The organism is Streptomyces sp. NPDC002838, assembly GCF_040295365.1.
Classification (GTDB): Bacteria; Actinomycetota; Actinomycetes; order Streptomycetales; family Streptomycetaceae; genus Streptomyces.
On record NZ_JBEOVF010000001.1, the window covers coordinates 543,662 to 559,321 of the forward strand.

General features: G+C 69.8%; 18 protein-coding genes and 2 pseudogenes. 10 read left to right on the top strand and 10 right to left on the bottom strand.

Annotated elements, in window-relative coordinates:
- The 4 genes from ABT063_RS02535 to ABT063_RS02550 form a co-directional block, all read right to left on the bottom strand.
- Complete coding sequence (locus tag ABT063_RS02535; protein WP_351055199.1) at positions 1-591, bottom strand: TetR/AcrR family transcriptional regulator; 591 nt, start codon at positions 589-591, stop codon at positions 1-3.
- A gap of 25 nt (positions 592-616) precedes the next feature.
- Complete coding sequence (locus tag ABT063_RS02540; protein ID WP_351055200.1) at positions 617-1,621, bottom strand: aldo/keto reductase; 1,005 nt, start codon at positions 1,619-1,621, stop codon at positions 617-619.
- A gap of 87 nt (positions 1,622-1,708) precedes the next feature.
- On the bottom strand, positions 1,709-2,320 hold the full coding sequence (locus ABT063_RS02545) for a LysE family translocator (protein ID WP_351055201.1): 612 nt from the start codon (positions 2,318-2,320) through the stop codon (positions 1,709-1,711).
- A 104-nt stretch (positions 2,321-2,424) separates the two neighbouring features.
- Positions 2,425-3,807 carry a glycine--tRNA ligase gene (locus tag ABT063_RS02550; RefSeq protein ID WP_351055202.1) on the bottom strand — a complete coding sequence of 461 codons (1,383 nt, stop codon included), beginning with the start codon at positions 3,805-3,807 and terminating at the stop codon, positions 2,425-2,427.
- A 160-nt stretch (positions 3,808-3,967) separates the two neighbouring features.
- Between ABT063_RS02550 and ABT063_RS02555 the strand changes: the two genes are divergently transcribed.
- From ABT063_RS02555 to ABT063_RS02570, 4 genes are read left to right on the top strand one after another with little or no spacing between them, the layout of a single operon-like run.
- Complete coding sequence (locus ABT063_RS02555; RefSeq protein WP_351055203.1) at positions 3,968-4,930, top strand: zinc ABC transporter substrate-binding protein; 963 nt, start codon at positions 3,968-3,970, stop codon at positions 4,928-4,930.
- A gap of 25 nt (positions 4,931-4,955) precedes the next feature.
- Positions 4,956-5,723, top strand: coding sequence for a metal ABC transporter ATP-binding protein (locus tag ABT063_RS02560; RefSeq protein ID WP_351055204.1), 768 nt, complete (start codon positions 4,956-4,958; stop codon positions 5,721-5,723).
- Positions 5,723-6,625, top strand: coding sequence for a metal ABC transporter permease (locus ABT063_RS02565; protein ID WP_351055205.1), 903 nt, complete (start codon positions 5,723-5,725; stop codon positions 6,623-6,625). Before ABT063_RS02560 ends, ABT063_RS02565 begins: the two co-directional genes overlap by 1 nt.
- A 59-nt stretch (positions 6,626-6,684) precedes the next feature.
- Positions 6,685-7,104, top strand: a complete 420-nt coding sequence (locus ABT063_RS02570; RefSeq protein WP_351055206.1) for a Fur family transcriptional regulator — start codon at positions 6,685-6,687, stop codon at positions 7,102-7,104.
- Between the two features lie 218 nt (positions 7,105-7,322).
- On the opposite strand, the gene ABT063_RS02575 is transcribed toward ABT063_RS02570, so the two are convergent.
- The 4 genes from ABT063_RS02575 to ABT063_RS02590 form a co-directional block, all read right to left on the bottom strand.
- The gene (locus ABT063_RS02575) at positions 7,323-8,168 is read right to left on the bottom strand and encodes an isoprenyl transferase (protein ID WP_351055207.1); all 846 of its coding nucleotides are present in this window, start codon (positions 8,166-8,168) and stop codon (positions 7,323-7,325) included.
- Between the two features lie 27 nt (positions 8,169-8,195).
- A complete protein-coding gene (recO, locus tag ABT063_RS02580; RefSeq protein WP_351055208.1) occupies positions 8,196-8,942 on the bottom strand; it encodes a DNA repair protein RecO in 747 nt (248 codons plus the stop codon).
- A 76-nt stretch (positions 8,943-9,018) separates the two neighbouring features.
- Positions 9,019-9,234: a hypothetical protein gene (locus ABT063_RS02585; protein ID WP_351055209.1), complete on the bottom strand. Its 216-nt coding sequence runs from the start codon at positions 9,232-9,234 to the stop codon at positions 9,019-9,021.
- Complete coding sequence (locus tag ABT063_RS02590) at positions 9,231-9,437, bottom strand: hypothetical protein (RefSeq protein WP_351055210.1); 207 nt, start codon at positions 9,435-9,437, stop codon at positions 9,231-9,233. Before ABT063_RS02590 ends, ABT063_RS02585 begins: the two co-directional genes overlap by 4 nt.
- Positions 9,438-9,551: 114 nt before the next feature.
- On the opposite strand from ABT063_RS02590, the pseudogene ABT063_RS02595 reads away from it, so the two are divergent.
- From ABT063_RS02595 to ABT063_RS02610, 4 genes and pseudogenes are all read left to right on the top strand, one after another.
- Positions 9,552-9,943, top strand: a pseudogene (locus tag ABT063_RS02595) (helix-turn-helix domain-containing protein); the annotation flags it as partial.
- 82 nt (positions 9,944-10,025) lie between these two features.
- Entirely contained in the window at positions 10,026-10,568 is a 543-nt protein-coding gene (locus tag ABT063_RS02600) for a GNAT family N-acetyltransferase (RefSeq protein ID WP_351055211.1), read from the top strand.
- Positions 10,568-10,672: pseudogene (locus tag ABT063_RS02605) on the top strand (IS5/IS1182 family transposase); the annotation flags it as partial. The gene ABT063_RS02600 and the pseudogene ABT063_RS02605, both read left to right, overlap by 1 nt.
- A gap of 104 nt (positions 10,673-10,776) precedes the next feature.
- Entirely contained in the window at positions 10,777-12,252 is a 1,476-nt protein-coding gene (locus ABT063_RS02610) for an alpha/beta hydrolase (RefSeq protein ID WP_351055246.1), read from the top strand.
- Here the strand turns inward: ABT063_RS02610 and ABT063_RS02615 are convergent.
- Both ABT063_RS02615 and ABT063_RS02620 read right to left on the bottom strand, forming a co-directional pair.
- Positions 12,240-13,415 (bottom strand): glycoside hydrolase family 113 protein, encoded by a 1,176-nt coding sequence (locus ABT063_RS02615; protein ID WP_351055212.1) that lies wholly within the window; start codon positions 13,413-13,415, stop codon positions 12,240-12,242. The two genes, ABT063_RS02610 and ABT063_RS02615, sit on opposite strands and share 13 nt — an antisense overlap.
- Before the next feature lie 110 nt (positions 13,416-13,525).
- A complete protein-coding gene (locus tag ABT063_RS02620) occupies positions 13,526-13,978 on the bottom strand; it encodes a protein-tyrosine phosphatase family protein (protein WP_351055213.1) in 453 nt (150 codons plus the stop codon).
- Positions 13,979-14,059: 81 nt separating this feature from the next.
- On the opposite strand from ABT063_RS02620, the gene ABT063_RS02625 reads away from it, so the two are divergent.
- Both ABT063_RS02625 and ABT063_RS02630 read left to right on the top strand, forming a co-directional pair.
- Positions 14,060-14,608, top strand: coding sequence for a SigE family RNA polymerase sigma factor (locus ABT063_RS02625; protein WP_351055214.1), 549 nt, complete (start codon positions 14,060-14,062; stop codon positions 14,606-14,608).
- Positions 14,605-15,552, top strand: coding sequence for a hypothetical protein (locus ABT063_RS02630; protein WP_351055215.1), 948 nt, complete (start codon positions 14,605-14,607; stop codon positions 15,550-15,552). The genes ABT063_RS02625 and ABT063_RS02630 overlap by 4 nt, the downstream gene beginning before the upstream one ends.
- Positions 15,553-15,660 lie beyond the last annotated feature (108 nt).

The window sequence follows — 15,660 nt, forward strand, 5'->3', positions numbered from 1 at the left end:
CTAGGCCCGCAGCCCGCGCAGCACGAGGTCCACGACCGCCTCGAAGTCCTCCTCCACGCCCGGCTGTTCCCACTCCTGGGCGTAGCAAGGGTCGTGGAAGCGACCCGTGGCCTGGAAGAGGGCGCGGGCGGTGACGGCCGGATCGGGGGTGGTGAAGGCACCGGTGTCGACGCCCGCCCGGACGATCCGGGTCAGCTGCGTGGTCAGGTCGGTGAGGTGCTCGCCGACCGCCTCGCCGTTCTCGCCGGCCAGCACCGTGTACGTGGCGAACAGCTCGGGATCGTCACCCGCCTTGCGGCGCTTGGCCTCGAAGAGGGCCGCGAGCCAGTCGCGCAGGCGGGCCTCCGGGTCGCGGGCCTCGTCGGCGACGATCCCGGACAGCGCCTCGGAGGTGCGGTCCAGCCACCGCTTCGTCACCGCCTCGCGCAGCGCCGCCTTCGTCCGGAAGTGCCGGTAGACGCTGCCGTGGCTGACGCCGAGCGCGCGGGCCACGTCCACCACGGTGGCTTTGGCCGGACCGTGGCGGCGCAGCACCTCCTCGGTGGCTTCGAGGATGCGCTCGGCGGTCAGGGTCTCGCTGGTCGGTGGCATGAGGGAAAAGTACCTGGCGCCTGCATCAGCGCTCGACGTGCGCCATCTGCGCCGCGTCGTAGCGGTCGCCGGCGGCGGCACCGGGCGGTACGGCCTCCTCGATCGCGGCGAGGTCGGCCGCGTCCAGGGTGACGTCCAGCGCGCCCAGCGACTCCGCCAGCCGCTCCCGGGTCCGCGCGCCGACGAGGGGCACGATGTCCTCGCCCCGGGACAGCACCCAGGCGATGGCGATCTGCGCGACCGAGGCCCCCTTCTGCTCGGCGATCTTCCGGAGCGCCTCCACCAGGTTCAGGTTGTGCTGGAGGTTCTCGCCCTGGAAACGGGGCAGGTGGGCGCGGAAGTCGTTCGCGGCGAGCGGCCGGTCGGAGGTCACGTGGCCGGAGATCAGCCCGCGGGAGAGAACGCCGTACGCCGTGATGCCGATGCCCAGCTCACGGGTGGTCGGCAGGATCTCGGCCTCGATGCCGCGCGAGATGAGGGAGTACTCGATCTGGAGGTCCGCGATCGGCGCGGTGGCGGCGGCCCGGCGGATCGTCTCGGCGCCGACCTCACTCAGGCCGACGTGGCGGACGTACCCCTTCTCGACCAGTTCGGCGATCGCTCCGACCGTCTCCTCGATCGGTACGGCGGGGTCGAGCCGGGCGATCCGGTAGACGTCGATGTGGTCGACGCCGAGGCGCTGGAGCGAGTAGGCGGCGAAGTTCTTCACGGCGGCCGGGCGCCCGTCGTACCCGGACCAGCCACCGTCGGGGTCGCGCAGCGCCCCGAACTTGACGCTGACCAGGGCCTGTTCGCGCCGGGCGGCGGACGCGGAGCGCAGCGCCTGGCCGATCAGCAGTTCGTTGTGGCCCACGCCGTAGAAGTCGCCGGTGTCGAGCAGCGTCACGCCCGCCTCCAGGGCGGCGTGGATCGTGGCGATCGACTCGGCGCGGTCGGCGTCGCCGTACAGCGCGGACATGCCCATGCAGCCGAGGCCGAGGGCGGAGACCTGGGGGCCGGTGCTTCCGAGGGTGCGAGTTCGCGTCGTCATGACACTCACGATGACATGACAGCTGACAGATTTCAATATCTGTCAGCTGTCACTTGCCAGCCGCAGCCTGACCTCGGTACTCGGTCTCTATCGGGCCGTGAACGCCAGCTTCGCCCCCAGTACCACGAACGACCCCGCGAAACTCCGCCGCAGCCACGCCATCACCCCGGGCCGCGAGGTGACATGCCGGCGCACGGACGCCGCGAGGAGCCCGTACGCGAGGAAGACGACAAAGGTGACCAGCATGAACACGCCGCCGAGCGCCAGCATCCGTACGACGGAATGCGGCTCCCCGGGACTGACGAACTGCGGCAGAAAGGCCAGGAAGAAGATCGTCACCTTCGGATTGAGGACGTTGATCAGCACGGCCCGGACGATCACCTGCCCCGTGGAGACGGGCGCGGCACCCTGGCCGACGTCGAGCGCGCCCTTGTCCCGGACCATGGACCACGCCATGTAGAGCAGGTAGACGACACCGGCGTACTTGAGGACCTGGAAGGCCGTCGCGCTCGCGTGCAGCAGCGCGGCGAGGCCGGTGGCGGTGGCCAGCACGTGCGGGACGATCGCGAGCGTGCAGCCGACGGCCGCGACGACGCTCGCGCGGCGGCCCCGGGAGAGCCCGGTGGCGAGGGTGTAGACGACGCCGGTGCCGGGGGTGACGCAGACGACGAGCGTGGTCAGCAGGAACGGGATGCTCATGCGGGCCACTCTGGTAGCACATTGGCCCCCGACACAGGTCCAATACGGCACCTGTATCGGGGGCCAAACGCCACCCGTAGCGACCTGGCTCGTGATCAATACACCTAGCAGCCCAGCAGACGCCCGGCCAGGTATCCCTCGATCTGGTCCAGCGACACGCGCTCCTGCTTCATCGAGTCACGCTCGCGCACCGTCACCGCGTTGTCGTCCAGCGTGTCGAAGTCGACCGTCACGCAGTACGGCGTACCGATCTCGTCCTGGCGGCGGTAGCGGCGGCCGATGGCGCCGGCGTCGTCGAACTCGATGTTCCAGTTCTGCCGCAGCGCCTGGGCGAGACCCTTGGCCTTCGGAGACAGCTCAGGGTTCCTCGACAGGGGAAGCACCGCGACCTTCACCGGGGCGAGACGGTGGTCGAGGCGCAGCACCGTGCGCTTCTCCATCTTGCCCTTGGCGTTCGGGGCCTCGTCCTCGATGTAGGCGTCGAGCAGGAAGGCGAGCATCGCCCGGCCGACACCGGCCGCCGGCTCGATGACGAACGGCGTCCAGCGCTCGCCGGCCTCCTGGTCGAAGTAGGAGAGGTCCTGGCCCGAGGCCTTCGAGTGCGCACCCAGGTCGTAGTCCGTGCGGTTGGCGACACCCTCCAGCTCGCCCCACTCGCTGCCGCCGAAGTTGAAGCGGTACTCGATGTCGGCGGTGCGCTTGGAGTAGTGGGAGAGCTTCTCCTTCGGGTGCTCGAACCAGCGCATGTTCTCCTCACGGAGACCCAGGCCGGTGTACCAGCTCCAGCGCTGCTCCATCCAGTACTCCTGCCACTTCTCGTCCTCGCCCGGCTTGACGAAGAATTCCATCTCCATCTGCTCGAACTCACGGGTGCGGAAGATGAAGTTGCCCGGCGTGATCTCGTTGCGGAACGACTTGCCCATCTGGGCGATGCCGAACGGCGGCTTGCGGCGCGAAGTGGTCTGCACCTGGCCGAAGTTGGTGAAGATGCCCTGCGCGGTCTCGGGACGCAGGTAGGCGATGGAGCCGCTGTCCTGGGTCGGGCCGAGATGAGTGGAGAGCAGACCCGAGAACTGCTTGGGCTCGGTGAACTGGCCCTTGTTGCCGCAGTGCGGGCAGTTGACGTCCGCGAGGCCGTTCTCCGGGGGGCGGCCGTGCTTGGCCTCGTAGGCCTCCTCCAGGTGGTCCGCGCGGAACCTCTTGTGACAGGAGGTGCACTCGGTGAGCGGGTCCGTGAAGGTGGCGACGTGGCCGGAGGCGACCCAGACCTCGGGGGCCAGGATCACGGACGAGTCGATACCGACGACGTCCTCGCGCGACGTCACCATGTAGCGCCACCATTGGCGCTTGAGGTTCTCCTTGAGCTCGACACCCAGCGGCCCGTAGTCCCAGGCGGCGCGCTGTCCGCCGTAGATCTCACTGCAGGGGAATACGAAGCCACGGCGCTTGCTCAGGCTGACGATGGTGTCGATCTTGTCGGCGGCCACGGTGCTCTCTTCATTACGACGACGGGCGACGAAGCGAGGTGCTTCCAGCGAATGCTTCAGGTTACCGGCGCAGGCTCCCCCTCAACCAAATCGGGCCGCCCTTCGGCTCACTCCGGACCTTTGTTGACAATCGTTTCCAGATTCATTGAAAATGACTGTCATGAACGTACGACGTCGCCTGATACCCACCGCAGCGGTGACCGCCCTCGGTCTCGCTGCCCTCTCCGCCTGCGGCAGCGACAACGAGGCTGCGGGCAACACGGACAAGTTCGACGTCGTCGCGTCGTTCTACCCGATGCAGTTCCTCGCCGAACAGATCGGTGGGGACCACGTGAACGTCACCACCCTCACCGAGCCCGGTCAGGAGCCGCACGACCTGGAGCTCAGCACCAAGCAGACCGCCGACCTCGGTGAGGCGGACGCGGTGCTCTACCTCAAGACCCTCCAGCCGGCCGTCGACGAGGCCGTCTCCCAGTCCGAGGTCAAGAACAAGGTCGACGCGGCCACGCTGACGAAACTCGAGGACCACGGCAGCACCGAGCACGAACACGAGGGCGAGGAGGCACCCGCCGAGGAGGAGCACTCCGAGGAGGAGGAGCACGCCCTCGACCCGCACATCTGGCTCGACCCGGTGAAGTACGCCGAGGTCGCCAAGGGCGTCGGGGCGGCCTTCGAGAAGGCGGACCCGGACCACGCGGACGACTACAAGAAGAACACCGACGCGCTGGTCAAGAAGCTCGACGACCTCAACACCCGGTTCACGGACGGCCTGAAGACCACCGACACCAAGGTCTTCTTCACCAACCACGCCGCCTTCGGCTACCTCGCCGAGCGCTACGGCCTGACCCAGGAGGCCATCTCCGGACTCGACCCGGAGAGCGAGCCCAGCCCGGCCCGGATCAAGGAACTCCAGACCGAGGCCAAGGCCGACGGCGTGACCACCGTCTTCTACGAGACACTGGTGTCCGACAAGACCGCGAAGACCCTCGCCAAGGACGCCGGACTGAAGACGGACGTCCTCGACCCGCTCGAGGGCATCACCGACAAGTCCAAGGGCGACGACTACTTCCAGGTCATGGAGTCCAATCTCAAGTCGCTGGAGACCGCCTTGGGAGCCAAGTGACCATCGGTAGTTCGGAGGACGACCCATGGGTGAGCCCGTCATATCGATGCGCGGTGTCCGCGCCGAGCTGGGCTCACGCCCCGTCCTGCGCGGCATCGACCTCACCGCCCACCGCGGTGAGGTCGTCGCGCTGCTCGGGGCGAACGGCTCGGGCAAGTCGACGGCCGTGCGCAGCCTCATCGGCCAGGTGCCGGTCAGCGCCGGCGAGATAGAGCTGTTCGGCACCCCGCGGCGCCGGTTCCGCGACTGGGCGCGCGTGGGCTACGTCCCGCAGCGCACCACCGCCGCGGGCGGCGTGCCCGCCACGGTGACGGAGGTCGTCTCCTCCGGCCGCCTGTCCCGGGCCCGCTTCGGCATGCTCCGCAAGGCGGACCACCAGGCCGTACGGCGCACCCTGGAGCTGGTGGGAATGGCCGACCGTGCCAAGGACTCCGTCAACGCGCTCTCCGGCGGCCAGCACCAGCGCGTCCTGATAGCCCGCGCCCTGGCCTCCGAACCCGAACTGCTGATCATGGACGAGCCGATGGCGGGCGTGGACCTGGCGAGCCAGGAGGTCCTGGCGCGCACGCTCCGGGACCAGGCGGCCTCCGGTACGACCGTCCTGCTCGTCCTGCACGAACTGGGCCCCCTGGAGCCCCTGATCAACCGGGCGATCGTGCTCCGCGACGGCTGCGTCACGCACGACGGCCCGCCCCCGGAGGCGGTCGGCCAGCACGCGCTGCCCGGCCACGACCACGTACACCCGCACGCGGCTCACGACGCCGAACCGATCCGGACGGGACTGCTGAGCTGATGGAGATCCTCGACTACGCCTTCATGCAGCGGGCCCTGCTCGCCGCCGTCCTGGTCGGCATCACGGCCCCCGCGATCGGCATCTACCTCGTCCAGCGCCGCCAGGCCCTCATGGGCGACGGCATCGGCCACGTCGCGATGACCGGCGTCGGCCTCGGCTTCCTGCTCGCCTGGTCACCGGTGTGGATGGCCACGCTCGTCGCGGTCGTCGGCGCGGTCCTCATGGAGCTGATCCGCTGGTACGGCAGGACGCGCGGCGACATCGCCCTCGCGATGCTCTTCTACGGCGGTATGGCCGGCGGCGTGATGTTCATCAACCTGGCGCCGACGGGCTCGAACGCGAATCTGACGTCGTACCTGTTCGGCTCGTTGTCGACGGTGTCGGAGTCGGACGTCACGGCGATCTGCCTGTTGGCCGCCTTCGTGGTCCTGGTCACCCTCGGCCTGCGCCGCCAGCTCTTCGCGGTGAGCCAGGACGAGGAGTTCGCGCGGGTGACGGGCCTGCCGGTGCGCGTGCTCAACCTGCTGACGGCGATCACGGCGGCGGTGACGGTGACGGTCGCGATGCGAGTGGTCGGGCTGCTGCTGGTGTCGGCACTGATGGTGGTGCCGGTGGCGGCGGCCCAGCAGCTGAGCCGCAGCTTTGCGGCCACTTTCGCGATCGCGGTGGCGATCGGCGTGAGCGTGACGATCGGCGGGACCGTCACCTCGTACTACCAGGACGTGCCGCCCGGCGCGACGATCGTGCTCCTGACCATCGGGGCGTTCATCGTCCTGACCGCGCTGGCGACCCCGCTGGCCCGTCGCCGCGCGCGGGCGATGACCGGCGAACAGCCGGCCGGGGACCCGACGGAGTGTGCGATTCCGGCCACCCGGGAGGCCGACGGGAAGGTCGGCGTCTGACCGTGCACAGGCCGGGCTGGCACAATGGCCCGGCAAGTGCAGACGTGAGGAGGCAACCGGTGACGACCGCTGGACCGCCAGTGAAGGGCCGCGCGACCCGGCAGCGGGCCGCCGTGGCGGCGGCGCTGGACGAGGTCGACGAGTTCCGCAGTGCGCAGGAACTGCACGACATGCTCAAGCACAAGGGCGATTCCGTCGGCCTGACCACGGTCTACCGCACGCTCCAGTCCCTCGCCGACGCCGGCGAGGTCGACGTCCTGCGCACGTCCGACGGCGAGTCCGTCTACCGGCGCTGCTCCACCGGCGAACACCACCACCACCTCGTCTGCCGTGTCTGCGGCAAGGCCGTCGAGGTCGAGGGCCCGGCGGTGGAGAAGTGGGCGGACGCGATCGCGGCGGAACACGGGTTCGTGAACGTGGCGCACACGGTGGAGATCTTCGGCACGTGCGAGGACTGCGCGGCGGCCTCCGGCGGTTGAGCCGGGTTGCGTGCGGGTGGTCCGGGGAGACCGTCCCCGGGGCTCGGCCACATCCAGCCCGTCCGGCGTTTGAGGAGGAGGCCCTTCGGGCCGATGGGGGTCCAGGGGGCGGAGCCCCCTGGCGGGGCCGAAGGGGCGGAGCCCCTGGAGGACGGGACGGGTAGGGGCGGCGGGGGCGAGAAACCCTTGGCACGGCGACCGCCTCCGCACACCCGGCATCAGCCCTGGCCGGAGTCCGTCCGCCCCTCCATGGCCAGCAGCTCCTCGTTCGGGATCGCTCCCCCGAACCGCCGGTCCCGCGAAGCGAACTCCACGCACGCCCGCCACAGATCACGCCGGTCGAAGTCCGGCCAGAGCACGTTCTGGAACACCATCTCGGCGTAAGCGCTCTGCCACAGCAGATAGTTGGACGTACGCTGCTCGCCGCTCGGCCGCAGGAACAGGTCGACGTCCGGCATGTCCGGGTAGTACAGGTACTTCGCGAAGGTCTTCTCCGTGACCTTCGACGGGTCGAGCCGCCCGGCCCGTACGTCCTCCGCCAACGCCTGCGCCGCATCGGCGATCTCGGCCCGGCCGCCGTAGTTCATGCAGAAGTACAGGGTCAGCTTGTCGTTGCCCTTGGTCTGCTCCTGCGCGACCTGAAGCTCCTTGGCCACCGACTTCCACAGCTTGGGCATCCGCCCCACCCACCGCACTCGAACCCCCAGCTCATCGAGCTGATCCCGGGTCTTGCGGATGAAGTCACGGTTGAAGTTCATCAGGAAGCGCACCTCGTCCGGAGACCGCTTCCAGTTCTCGGTCGAGAAGGCGTACAGCGAGATCGCCCCCACACCCATCTCGATCGCGCCCTGCAACACGTCCAGCACCCGCTCGGCACCGACCTTGTGCCCCTCGGTACGCGGCAGCCCCCGCTCCTTCGCCCACCGCCCGTTCCCGTCCATGACGATCGCCACATGGTTCGGTACCAGCTCGCCGGGAAGCTTCGGCGGGCGGGCGCCGGACGGGTGCGGCTCCGGCGTCTTGTACTCGCGGCGCTGGCGCCCCAGGAACCCGCGTGTGGCCATGTGCTTCTCGTCTCCCTAAGCCGGTGCTTATTTCTCTACGTACCGAAGTGAGCGCAGCCCGCGCTCCAGATGCCAGTGCAGGTACGCGGACACCAGCCCGCTCCCCTCCCGGACGTACCGCGGCTCGCACGCGTCCGCGGTCTCCCAGTCTCCCGTAAGCAGCGCGCCGAGGAGTTCCAGGGTCTGCGGCGACGGTACGACACTCCCCGGCACCCGGCAGTCCACACAGACGGACCCCCCGGACGCCACCGAGAAGAACCGGTTCGGCCCGGCCATACCGCACTTCGCACAGTCGCTGAAGCTGGGGGCATACCCATTGACGGCGAGGGAGCGCAGCAAAAACGCGTCCAGAACAAGATGCGGCGCGTGCTCACCTCGGGCGAGCGTCCGCAGGGCGCCGACGAGCAGCAGATACTGCTGCACCGCCGGCTCGCCCTCGTGGTCGGTGAACCGCTCGGCGGTCTCCAGCATGGCCGTCCCGGCGGTGTACCGCGCGTAGTCGGCGACGATCCCGCCCCCGTACGGCGCGATGGTCTCGCTCTGCGTACACAGCGGCAGCCCGCGCCCGACCAGATCACTCCCCCGCGCGAAGAACTGCACGTCCACGTGCGAGAAGGGTTCGAGCCGCGCCCCGAACTTCGACTTGGTCCGCCGCACGCCCCTGGCCACGGCCCGTACCCGCCCGTGACCGCGCGTGAGCAGCGTGATGATCCGGTCCGCCTCACCCAGCTTCTGGGTGCGCAGCACGATGCCGTCGTCGCGGAACAGACTCATGGAGCCATTCTCGCCTACGGCCGGTGGGCTCTGTGCTTGAAGGGCTTGAAGGGCTTGAAGGGCTCTTGGCGACGCTTCAAGGGACCTCACCGCGGCTGCGGGCATTGGCGTACGCCGTCGCCGCGCTGAGCCGTTCGGCCGGGGTGGCCTGGCGCACGGCTCCGGGGTCGGCGTCCCACTCCCGCCCTCCGCCGTACGGTCTCAGCTGCACGTAAGGCCCCACGTGTCCCATGACGATCCCGACCCTCCCGGTACGGGTGTCCACGACGTACGAACCGACCGGCGGTTTCATCGCAGCACCGCCGCCAGTCGCTGCGCGGTCTCGACGGAACACCGCCCCAATTCCACGAGCGGACAGGGCGCCTCCCGCGCAAGACTCACCGGGTCCAGACCGAGTGACGGCAGAGTAATTCCGGTCTTCGCGAGTGCCGCACGCAATTCTTTCACCGTGTCCTCCGCTTCTTCGACGCAGAGCGCCGAGTGCTGTGCCTCCACCGTGCTCCCCTTCTTTCCGGGTTTCACTCTTCGTGTCCCCACAGTGCCCCTCCGCAACTACACTCGGCAGGAGTCTGTGCACTACAAGTGCGGGTCAGCGCAAGGGGGTTGGCCGTGGCCAACGGTTCACGACAAGCGGCTTGGGAGTTCTTCGGGACGGAGTTGAAGCGGAGACGGGAAGATGCCGGTATCACTCAAGTGGAGCCGGGGGGACGGGTCTTCGTTTCCGGCGGGTATATCGGTCAGTTCGAACAGGCCATTCGGAAACCGCAGTTGGATGTGGCGCAGTGGATTGACGAGGTGCTACAAACCGACGGTATTTCGAGCGGATATGGCGGAAGCTCATCAAGGAACAGCGGTATGCGGATTACTTCGCGCATGCAGCGGAGCTGGAGCGGCTGGCGACGAGTATCTGCGAGTGGGCACCCGCCGTGGTCCCAGGCCTCCTGCAGACACCCGAGTACGCCCGTGCGATCTACCTGGCGAGCAACCCCCTTGCCACGGACGCACTGCACATCCGCAGAACCCGGCGGTCCTGCCCGCCTTATCGGTTTGCCGCCGGCCAGCCCGGTCGGATAGGAAGCTTGCATGCTTAGGGGCAGCAAGGTCGGGCTCAGGGCCCGGCATGAGGACGACATCCCGATCCTGCGGGCTGAGCTCTACGACGACGTGGTCAACTCCTCGCGGTCCGAAGGCCGGCCGTGGCGGCCGATCACGCCCGGCTCGAAGGACTCGCGGCTCGTGGTGGACGACAAGGAGCAGGGGCACGTCCCGTTCTCTGTAGTGGAGCTGCACGGCGGCACGCTGGTCGGTACCGCGACGCTGTGGGGCATCGACAACCACAACCGGTCCGCGCACATCGGGCTGGGGCTGCTGCCGTCCTCTCGCGGCAAGGGCTACGGCACCGACGTGGTCGCGGTGCTGTGCCACTACGGTTTCGTCGTGCGCGGCCTGCAGCGGCTGCAGATCGAGACGCTGTCGGACAACGCCGCGATGCTGCGCTCCGCCGAGCGCAACGGCTTCGTCCGCGAGGGCGTGCTGCGCTCCTCGGCCTGGGTGATGGGCGAGTTCCTGGACGAGGTGCTGCTCGGGCTCCTCGTCCAGGACTGGAAGCCGGGCTCGAAGGCCTAGGCTGCCGCCGCCTGCGCAGGCGCTACGAGCGCAAAGCCGAGCACTTCCTGGCCTTCGTCGGCGTCGCCGGCACCCTCATCTGCTACCGCCGCTACACCAACTGAGACGACGTCTAAGGGTGGTACTGGGGTAAACCCCCGGGAAAACAGGGCTGTTTCCCGGATGTGGCGGGTGCCGGGGTTCCGCGAGGCTCGTTCGCATGAACCGTATGAAGCAGATCAAGCGCCACGCCCCCGTCGTCGCCGCCTCCGCCCTCCTCCTCGGCCTCACCGGCCCGCTGACCGCCTCCTCCTCCGCCGCCACCCCCTCTCTCAAGTGGACCAAGTGCGAGGGCAGCGGGCTCGACCCGCGTCAGCAGTGCGCGACCCTCGAAGTGCCCATGGACTACGCCGACCCGGACGGCAAGACGATCGACCTCGCCATCTCCCGCCTCCCCAGCGAGAAGCCGGGCGCCCGCCGGGGGGCGTTGCTCATGATTCCGGGCGGGCCGGGCGGCTCCAGTCTCAAGGCCCCCTCCGCAAAGGGGCAGAAGTTACCCCAGAGCGTGCGGGACGCCTACGACCTGATCGGGTTCGCGCCGCGCGGGAACGCCCCTTCCACCTCCGTCAGCTGCGGCCTCGCCACCGGTGACCTCGCCACGACCGCACTGCGCCCCTGGCCCGCTCCGGACGGCTCGGTCAGCGGGAACATGACCGCCGCGCGTCGGATGGCGAAGGCCTGCGCGCGGAACGGCGACGAACTGCTCCGGCACATCAGCACGGTCGACAACGCCCGCGACGTCGACAGCATCCGGGCCGCCCTCGGTGAGCGGAAGCTCTCCGTGTGGGGCGTCTCGTACGGCACGTACATCGGCGCGGTCCACAGCCAGCTGTTCCCGTTCCGCACCGACCGCGTCGTGCTGGACAGCAACGACAACCCCGACCCCACCCGGGTCAACCGCGCCTGGCTCGCCGCGCACGAGCAGGGCGTCGAGGACACCTTCCCCGACTTCGCGGCCTGGGCAGCGGCGCCCGGCAACCCGCACCGGCTGGCCCAGTCGGCAGCGGACGTACGGCCGCTGTTCCTGCGTCTGGCCGCGCGGCTCGACCGCGAACCCATTCCGTGGCCCGGCGCCAATCCCGAGGAGCTGAACGGCAATGTGCTGCGCCAGACCCTGCTGAACACCCTCTACGAACCCGACAGCTACTCCGACCTGGCGAAGCTCATCCTCGCCGCACAGGACGGCACCGTGCCGCCCGCGCCGGCCGCCCCGCCGGAGGCCGTGCTGCAGAACGGCGCCGCGGTCGGCGCCGCCACGCTGTGCAACGACGTGGCCTGGCCCAGGTCGGCCGCCGTCTACCGGAAGGGGGTCGCCGAGAGCCGCGCCACGTACCCGCTGACCGCCGGTATGCCGCGCAACGCGATGATCTGCGCCGCCTGGCCGTATCAGCCGAAGGCACCGACGCACATCACCGACAGCGGGGCGTCCAACATCCTGATGGTGCAGAACGAACGTGACCCTGCCACCCCGCTCAGCGGCGCCCTGAAGCTCCGGGAGGCGCTCGGCGACCGTGCCGTCATGGTCACCGTGAACTCCACCGGCCATGGCGCCTACCTCGCCAACGGCAACGCCTGCGGCGACCGGACCGTCTCCCGCTTCCTGGCCACGGGAGAGCGGCCGGCCGAGGACGTCTACTGCGAGTGACGCGAGTGACGTGACCGGCACGCCCTGGCGTAGCGCTGCGCCAGGGCGTGGAACGCCTCCTTCGGCTCCCAGTGCCAGTCGGAGTTCGGGTCGTCGGGGCGGTCCTTGAGGGGCTTGGTGATGGCGTAGCTCGCCAGGTCGAGGTCGTAGCGCGGGTTGTCGGGGCGGTGCGGGGCGTCCGCGGTGATGAACTCGAAGGCCATCGCGGCGTACAGGCCCATCGACTCGAAGACGTCCAGCAGATCGACCAGGTAGGCGGCCTGGGTGCGTTCGCTGCGCACCGGGTCGCCCTTGATCTCCGGCGGGTTCTTGCCGTAGTCGACGATGCTCCAGCCCATGCCGCCCGCCTCCGGGGCGCCGGCATACGTGCAGGTGCCGAACTCGGTGATCGCCAGCGGCTTGCCCCAGCGCAGGTACTGCCTCAACTCCCGTACGTAGTCGGCCCGGCGCGGGAAGTACGAGTAGTAGTCGATGCCGACGACGTCGAAGAGGTTCCAGTCGACGTTGTCGATGTCCGGGGCGGCGGCGTAGCTGAGCCTGCCCCGGAAGACGGAGCGGCCGACCTTCGCCGCCTTCGCCGTGAAGGCGGCGAGGCGGCGCTGCATCCGTTCCCAGTCCACCGTGCCCTTCTGGAGGTTCTCGATGCGATCCAGGACCGTCTCGCCCGGCACGATCCCCGGCACGAACAGCCAGAACTCGCACCCCACGCTGAACTCGACGCTCGCGCCCTGCCGTCGCAGCCGCTCCGCGTGCCTGCCCGTCTCCGCGAGGTGGTCCAGGATGTCCCGCTCGGGGGCGTCCCCGAGGGTCGGCTGCACCCAGGCGTGCAGTCCGCGCTCGACCACCTCCGAGGCGGTGGCGTTGAGGCGTTCGACGCCGTCTCCGGTGACGTCGACGGTGTCGGCGTGCAGGTCGTCGCGGATGGCCCGGATGTCCTGGCGCATGCGCGTGAGACTGAAGGCCGTGGCGGGAGTCTCGCCCGCTCCTACGGTGTAGACGACGCCGCGGCGCTTCAGTCCGGGTCCGTTCCCGCCATGTCCGGCGGTCGCCGCGGCGCGGCCCGCGGGCAACACCGCCGCTGCCGCTCCGAGAGCCGCGGCACCGCCCAGGAACTGCGCCCGGCTGATCCCCTTGGTCCCCTTGATCCCCTTGGTCTTCTCCATGCCGTCACTGTGCCGGGCACGGGCGCAGGGTCGCTGTCGTCCGATGGTCTACGGCACCGCGACCAAGGAATGCCCTCTTGGCATCCATCGGCTCAGTCACGCACCGGGAGTCAGTCCCCGAACCGCCGCACATACCTCCGCTGCCACGGCGTCTCCACCGCATGCCGGTCATAGGCACGGCGGACGTACGCGACGGCCTCCTCGGGCGGTACGCCGTCCAGTACCGCCAGACAGGCCAGCGCCGTCCCCGTACGTCCCCGCCCGCCGCCGCACGCGACCTCCACGCGCTCACCTGCGGCCCGCTCCCAGACCTCGGTGAGCACCGCGCGGGCGGCTGTGCGGTCCGTGGGCAGCCGGAAGTCGGGCCAGCGGAGCCAGCGGGACTCCCAGGAGAGGTCCGGGGGCGGCTTTCCGAGGAGGTAGACGCCGTACGACGGAGTCGGTGCCCCCGGTTCCAGGGGGCGCCGCAGGCCCCGGCCCCTCACCAGCCGCCCGGAGGGCAGCCGCAGCACACCGACGCCCCGCTCCTCCCACAACTCCGCGCTCCCCACGACACTCTCCATGAGTCCATTCGATCCCGGTGCCGGATCCCGGGCAACCAAAATCGCGCGGACGGTGGTCTGGAGGGCGAGGGAGGGTGCTTGATGCAGGGCGAACAAGAGGCCCAGTTCCAGGAATTCGTCAGAGCGCGGTGGTCCCGTCTCGTACGGACCGCCTATCTGCTCACGGGCGACGCGCACCACGCCGAGGACCTGACGCAGACCGCGCTGGCGAAGGCGTACCGCTCCTGGCGGCGCGTGGCACGCAGCGACAACCCGGAGGCGTACGTCCGGAAGATACTCGTCAGCTGCAACAGCGACCGTTTCCGCAAGCGGCGCGTGACGGAGGCGCTGACCGCGGCGCCGCCGGAGGTGGCGGGGCGGGACGAGGCCGTGGCGCGGGCCGACGAGCGCAGCGCGCTGCTCGGCGCGCTGGCCGGGCTGCCGCCCAAGCAGCGGGCGGTGATCGTCCTGCGGTACTGGGAGGACCTGGCCGAGGCGGAGGTCGCCGAGATCCTCGGCTGCTCCCCCGGCACGGTCAAGAGCCAGGCCTCCAAGGGGCTGGCGAAGTTGCGTACGTATCCGGGGCTCGCGCAGGCCATGGACGGGCCTGATCGCAGCCGTACATCGACGGGGCAGGGAGGCAGCAGGTGAGCGGGGAGCGGCAGGAGACGGAAGGAGAGCGCGACTTCGAGGAGCAGCTGCGTGAGTTGCTCGCCGAGGACGCGTACACGATCCGGCCGTCGCCGGCGCCGTATCCCGCGATCCGCCGCCGGGGCCTGGTCGAGCGGCGGCGCCGGGTGGCGGCGGCCGGGGCGGCCCTGGTGACGCTGGCGGCGGTGCCGGTGGGGGCGTACGCGCTGGCCGGGCCGGACGGGAGCGGGGGCACGACGACGCCGCAGACCTCGGCCAGTGCCACGTCGTCCGCGAAGCCGACCCCCAGCCCGAGCCCGACGCCGACCGGACCCGAGGGACCCGCCACGCCGGGGCAGCTGCTCGACGGGATCACGCTCGCGCAGGCCGCGGACGGACTGGAGACCTGCCTCGGCGACAACCGGCTGAACGGCTCCACGAGCAGGATCGGCGCCGCGGCGGACCTCGGCAAGGCCGACGGCTACCGGATCATCCTGGCGATGAACAGCACCGGCGACTCCAACGCGCCCGGCGACGGCATGTTCGTCGTCGCCGTGAAGGAGAAGCCGCACCAGACCCGGCTGATCTGCAACATCAAGAACCGCGAGGCCTCGGGGCTCAACACCAGCGTCGGTGACGACCTGGAGAACGTGCCGGACGCCGGACCCGTGATGGCCGACCCCAACGGCGGCAAGCTGCACCGGCAGTCGATGCTCGACGGCGGCAACTGGAAGCTCCCGTTCCGCTGGGGCGTCATCGGCAGGGTCGAGCCGTCGGTGGCCAAGGTGACCGTCTCCTACGGCGACGCCACCCTGTCGGCCGCCTTGGACCACGGCTGGTTCGTCGCCGCCGGCATCCTGAACCAGCAGGTCACCATGGCTCCCCACATCAAGGGCTACGACGCCGCGGGCAAGCTGGTCTACGACTCCGCCCAGGACAAGAGTTACGAGAAGACCCTCCTGTAGCGGGGCGGGTTCGGCGCCTGGAGGAGGGTGGGGCCCGCGCCGCCCGGGAAGGGGCGCAGCAGGTACTCCAGCCAGGCGTTGACGTCGAGCATCCTGATCTCGACCTTC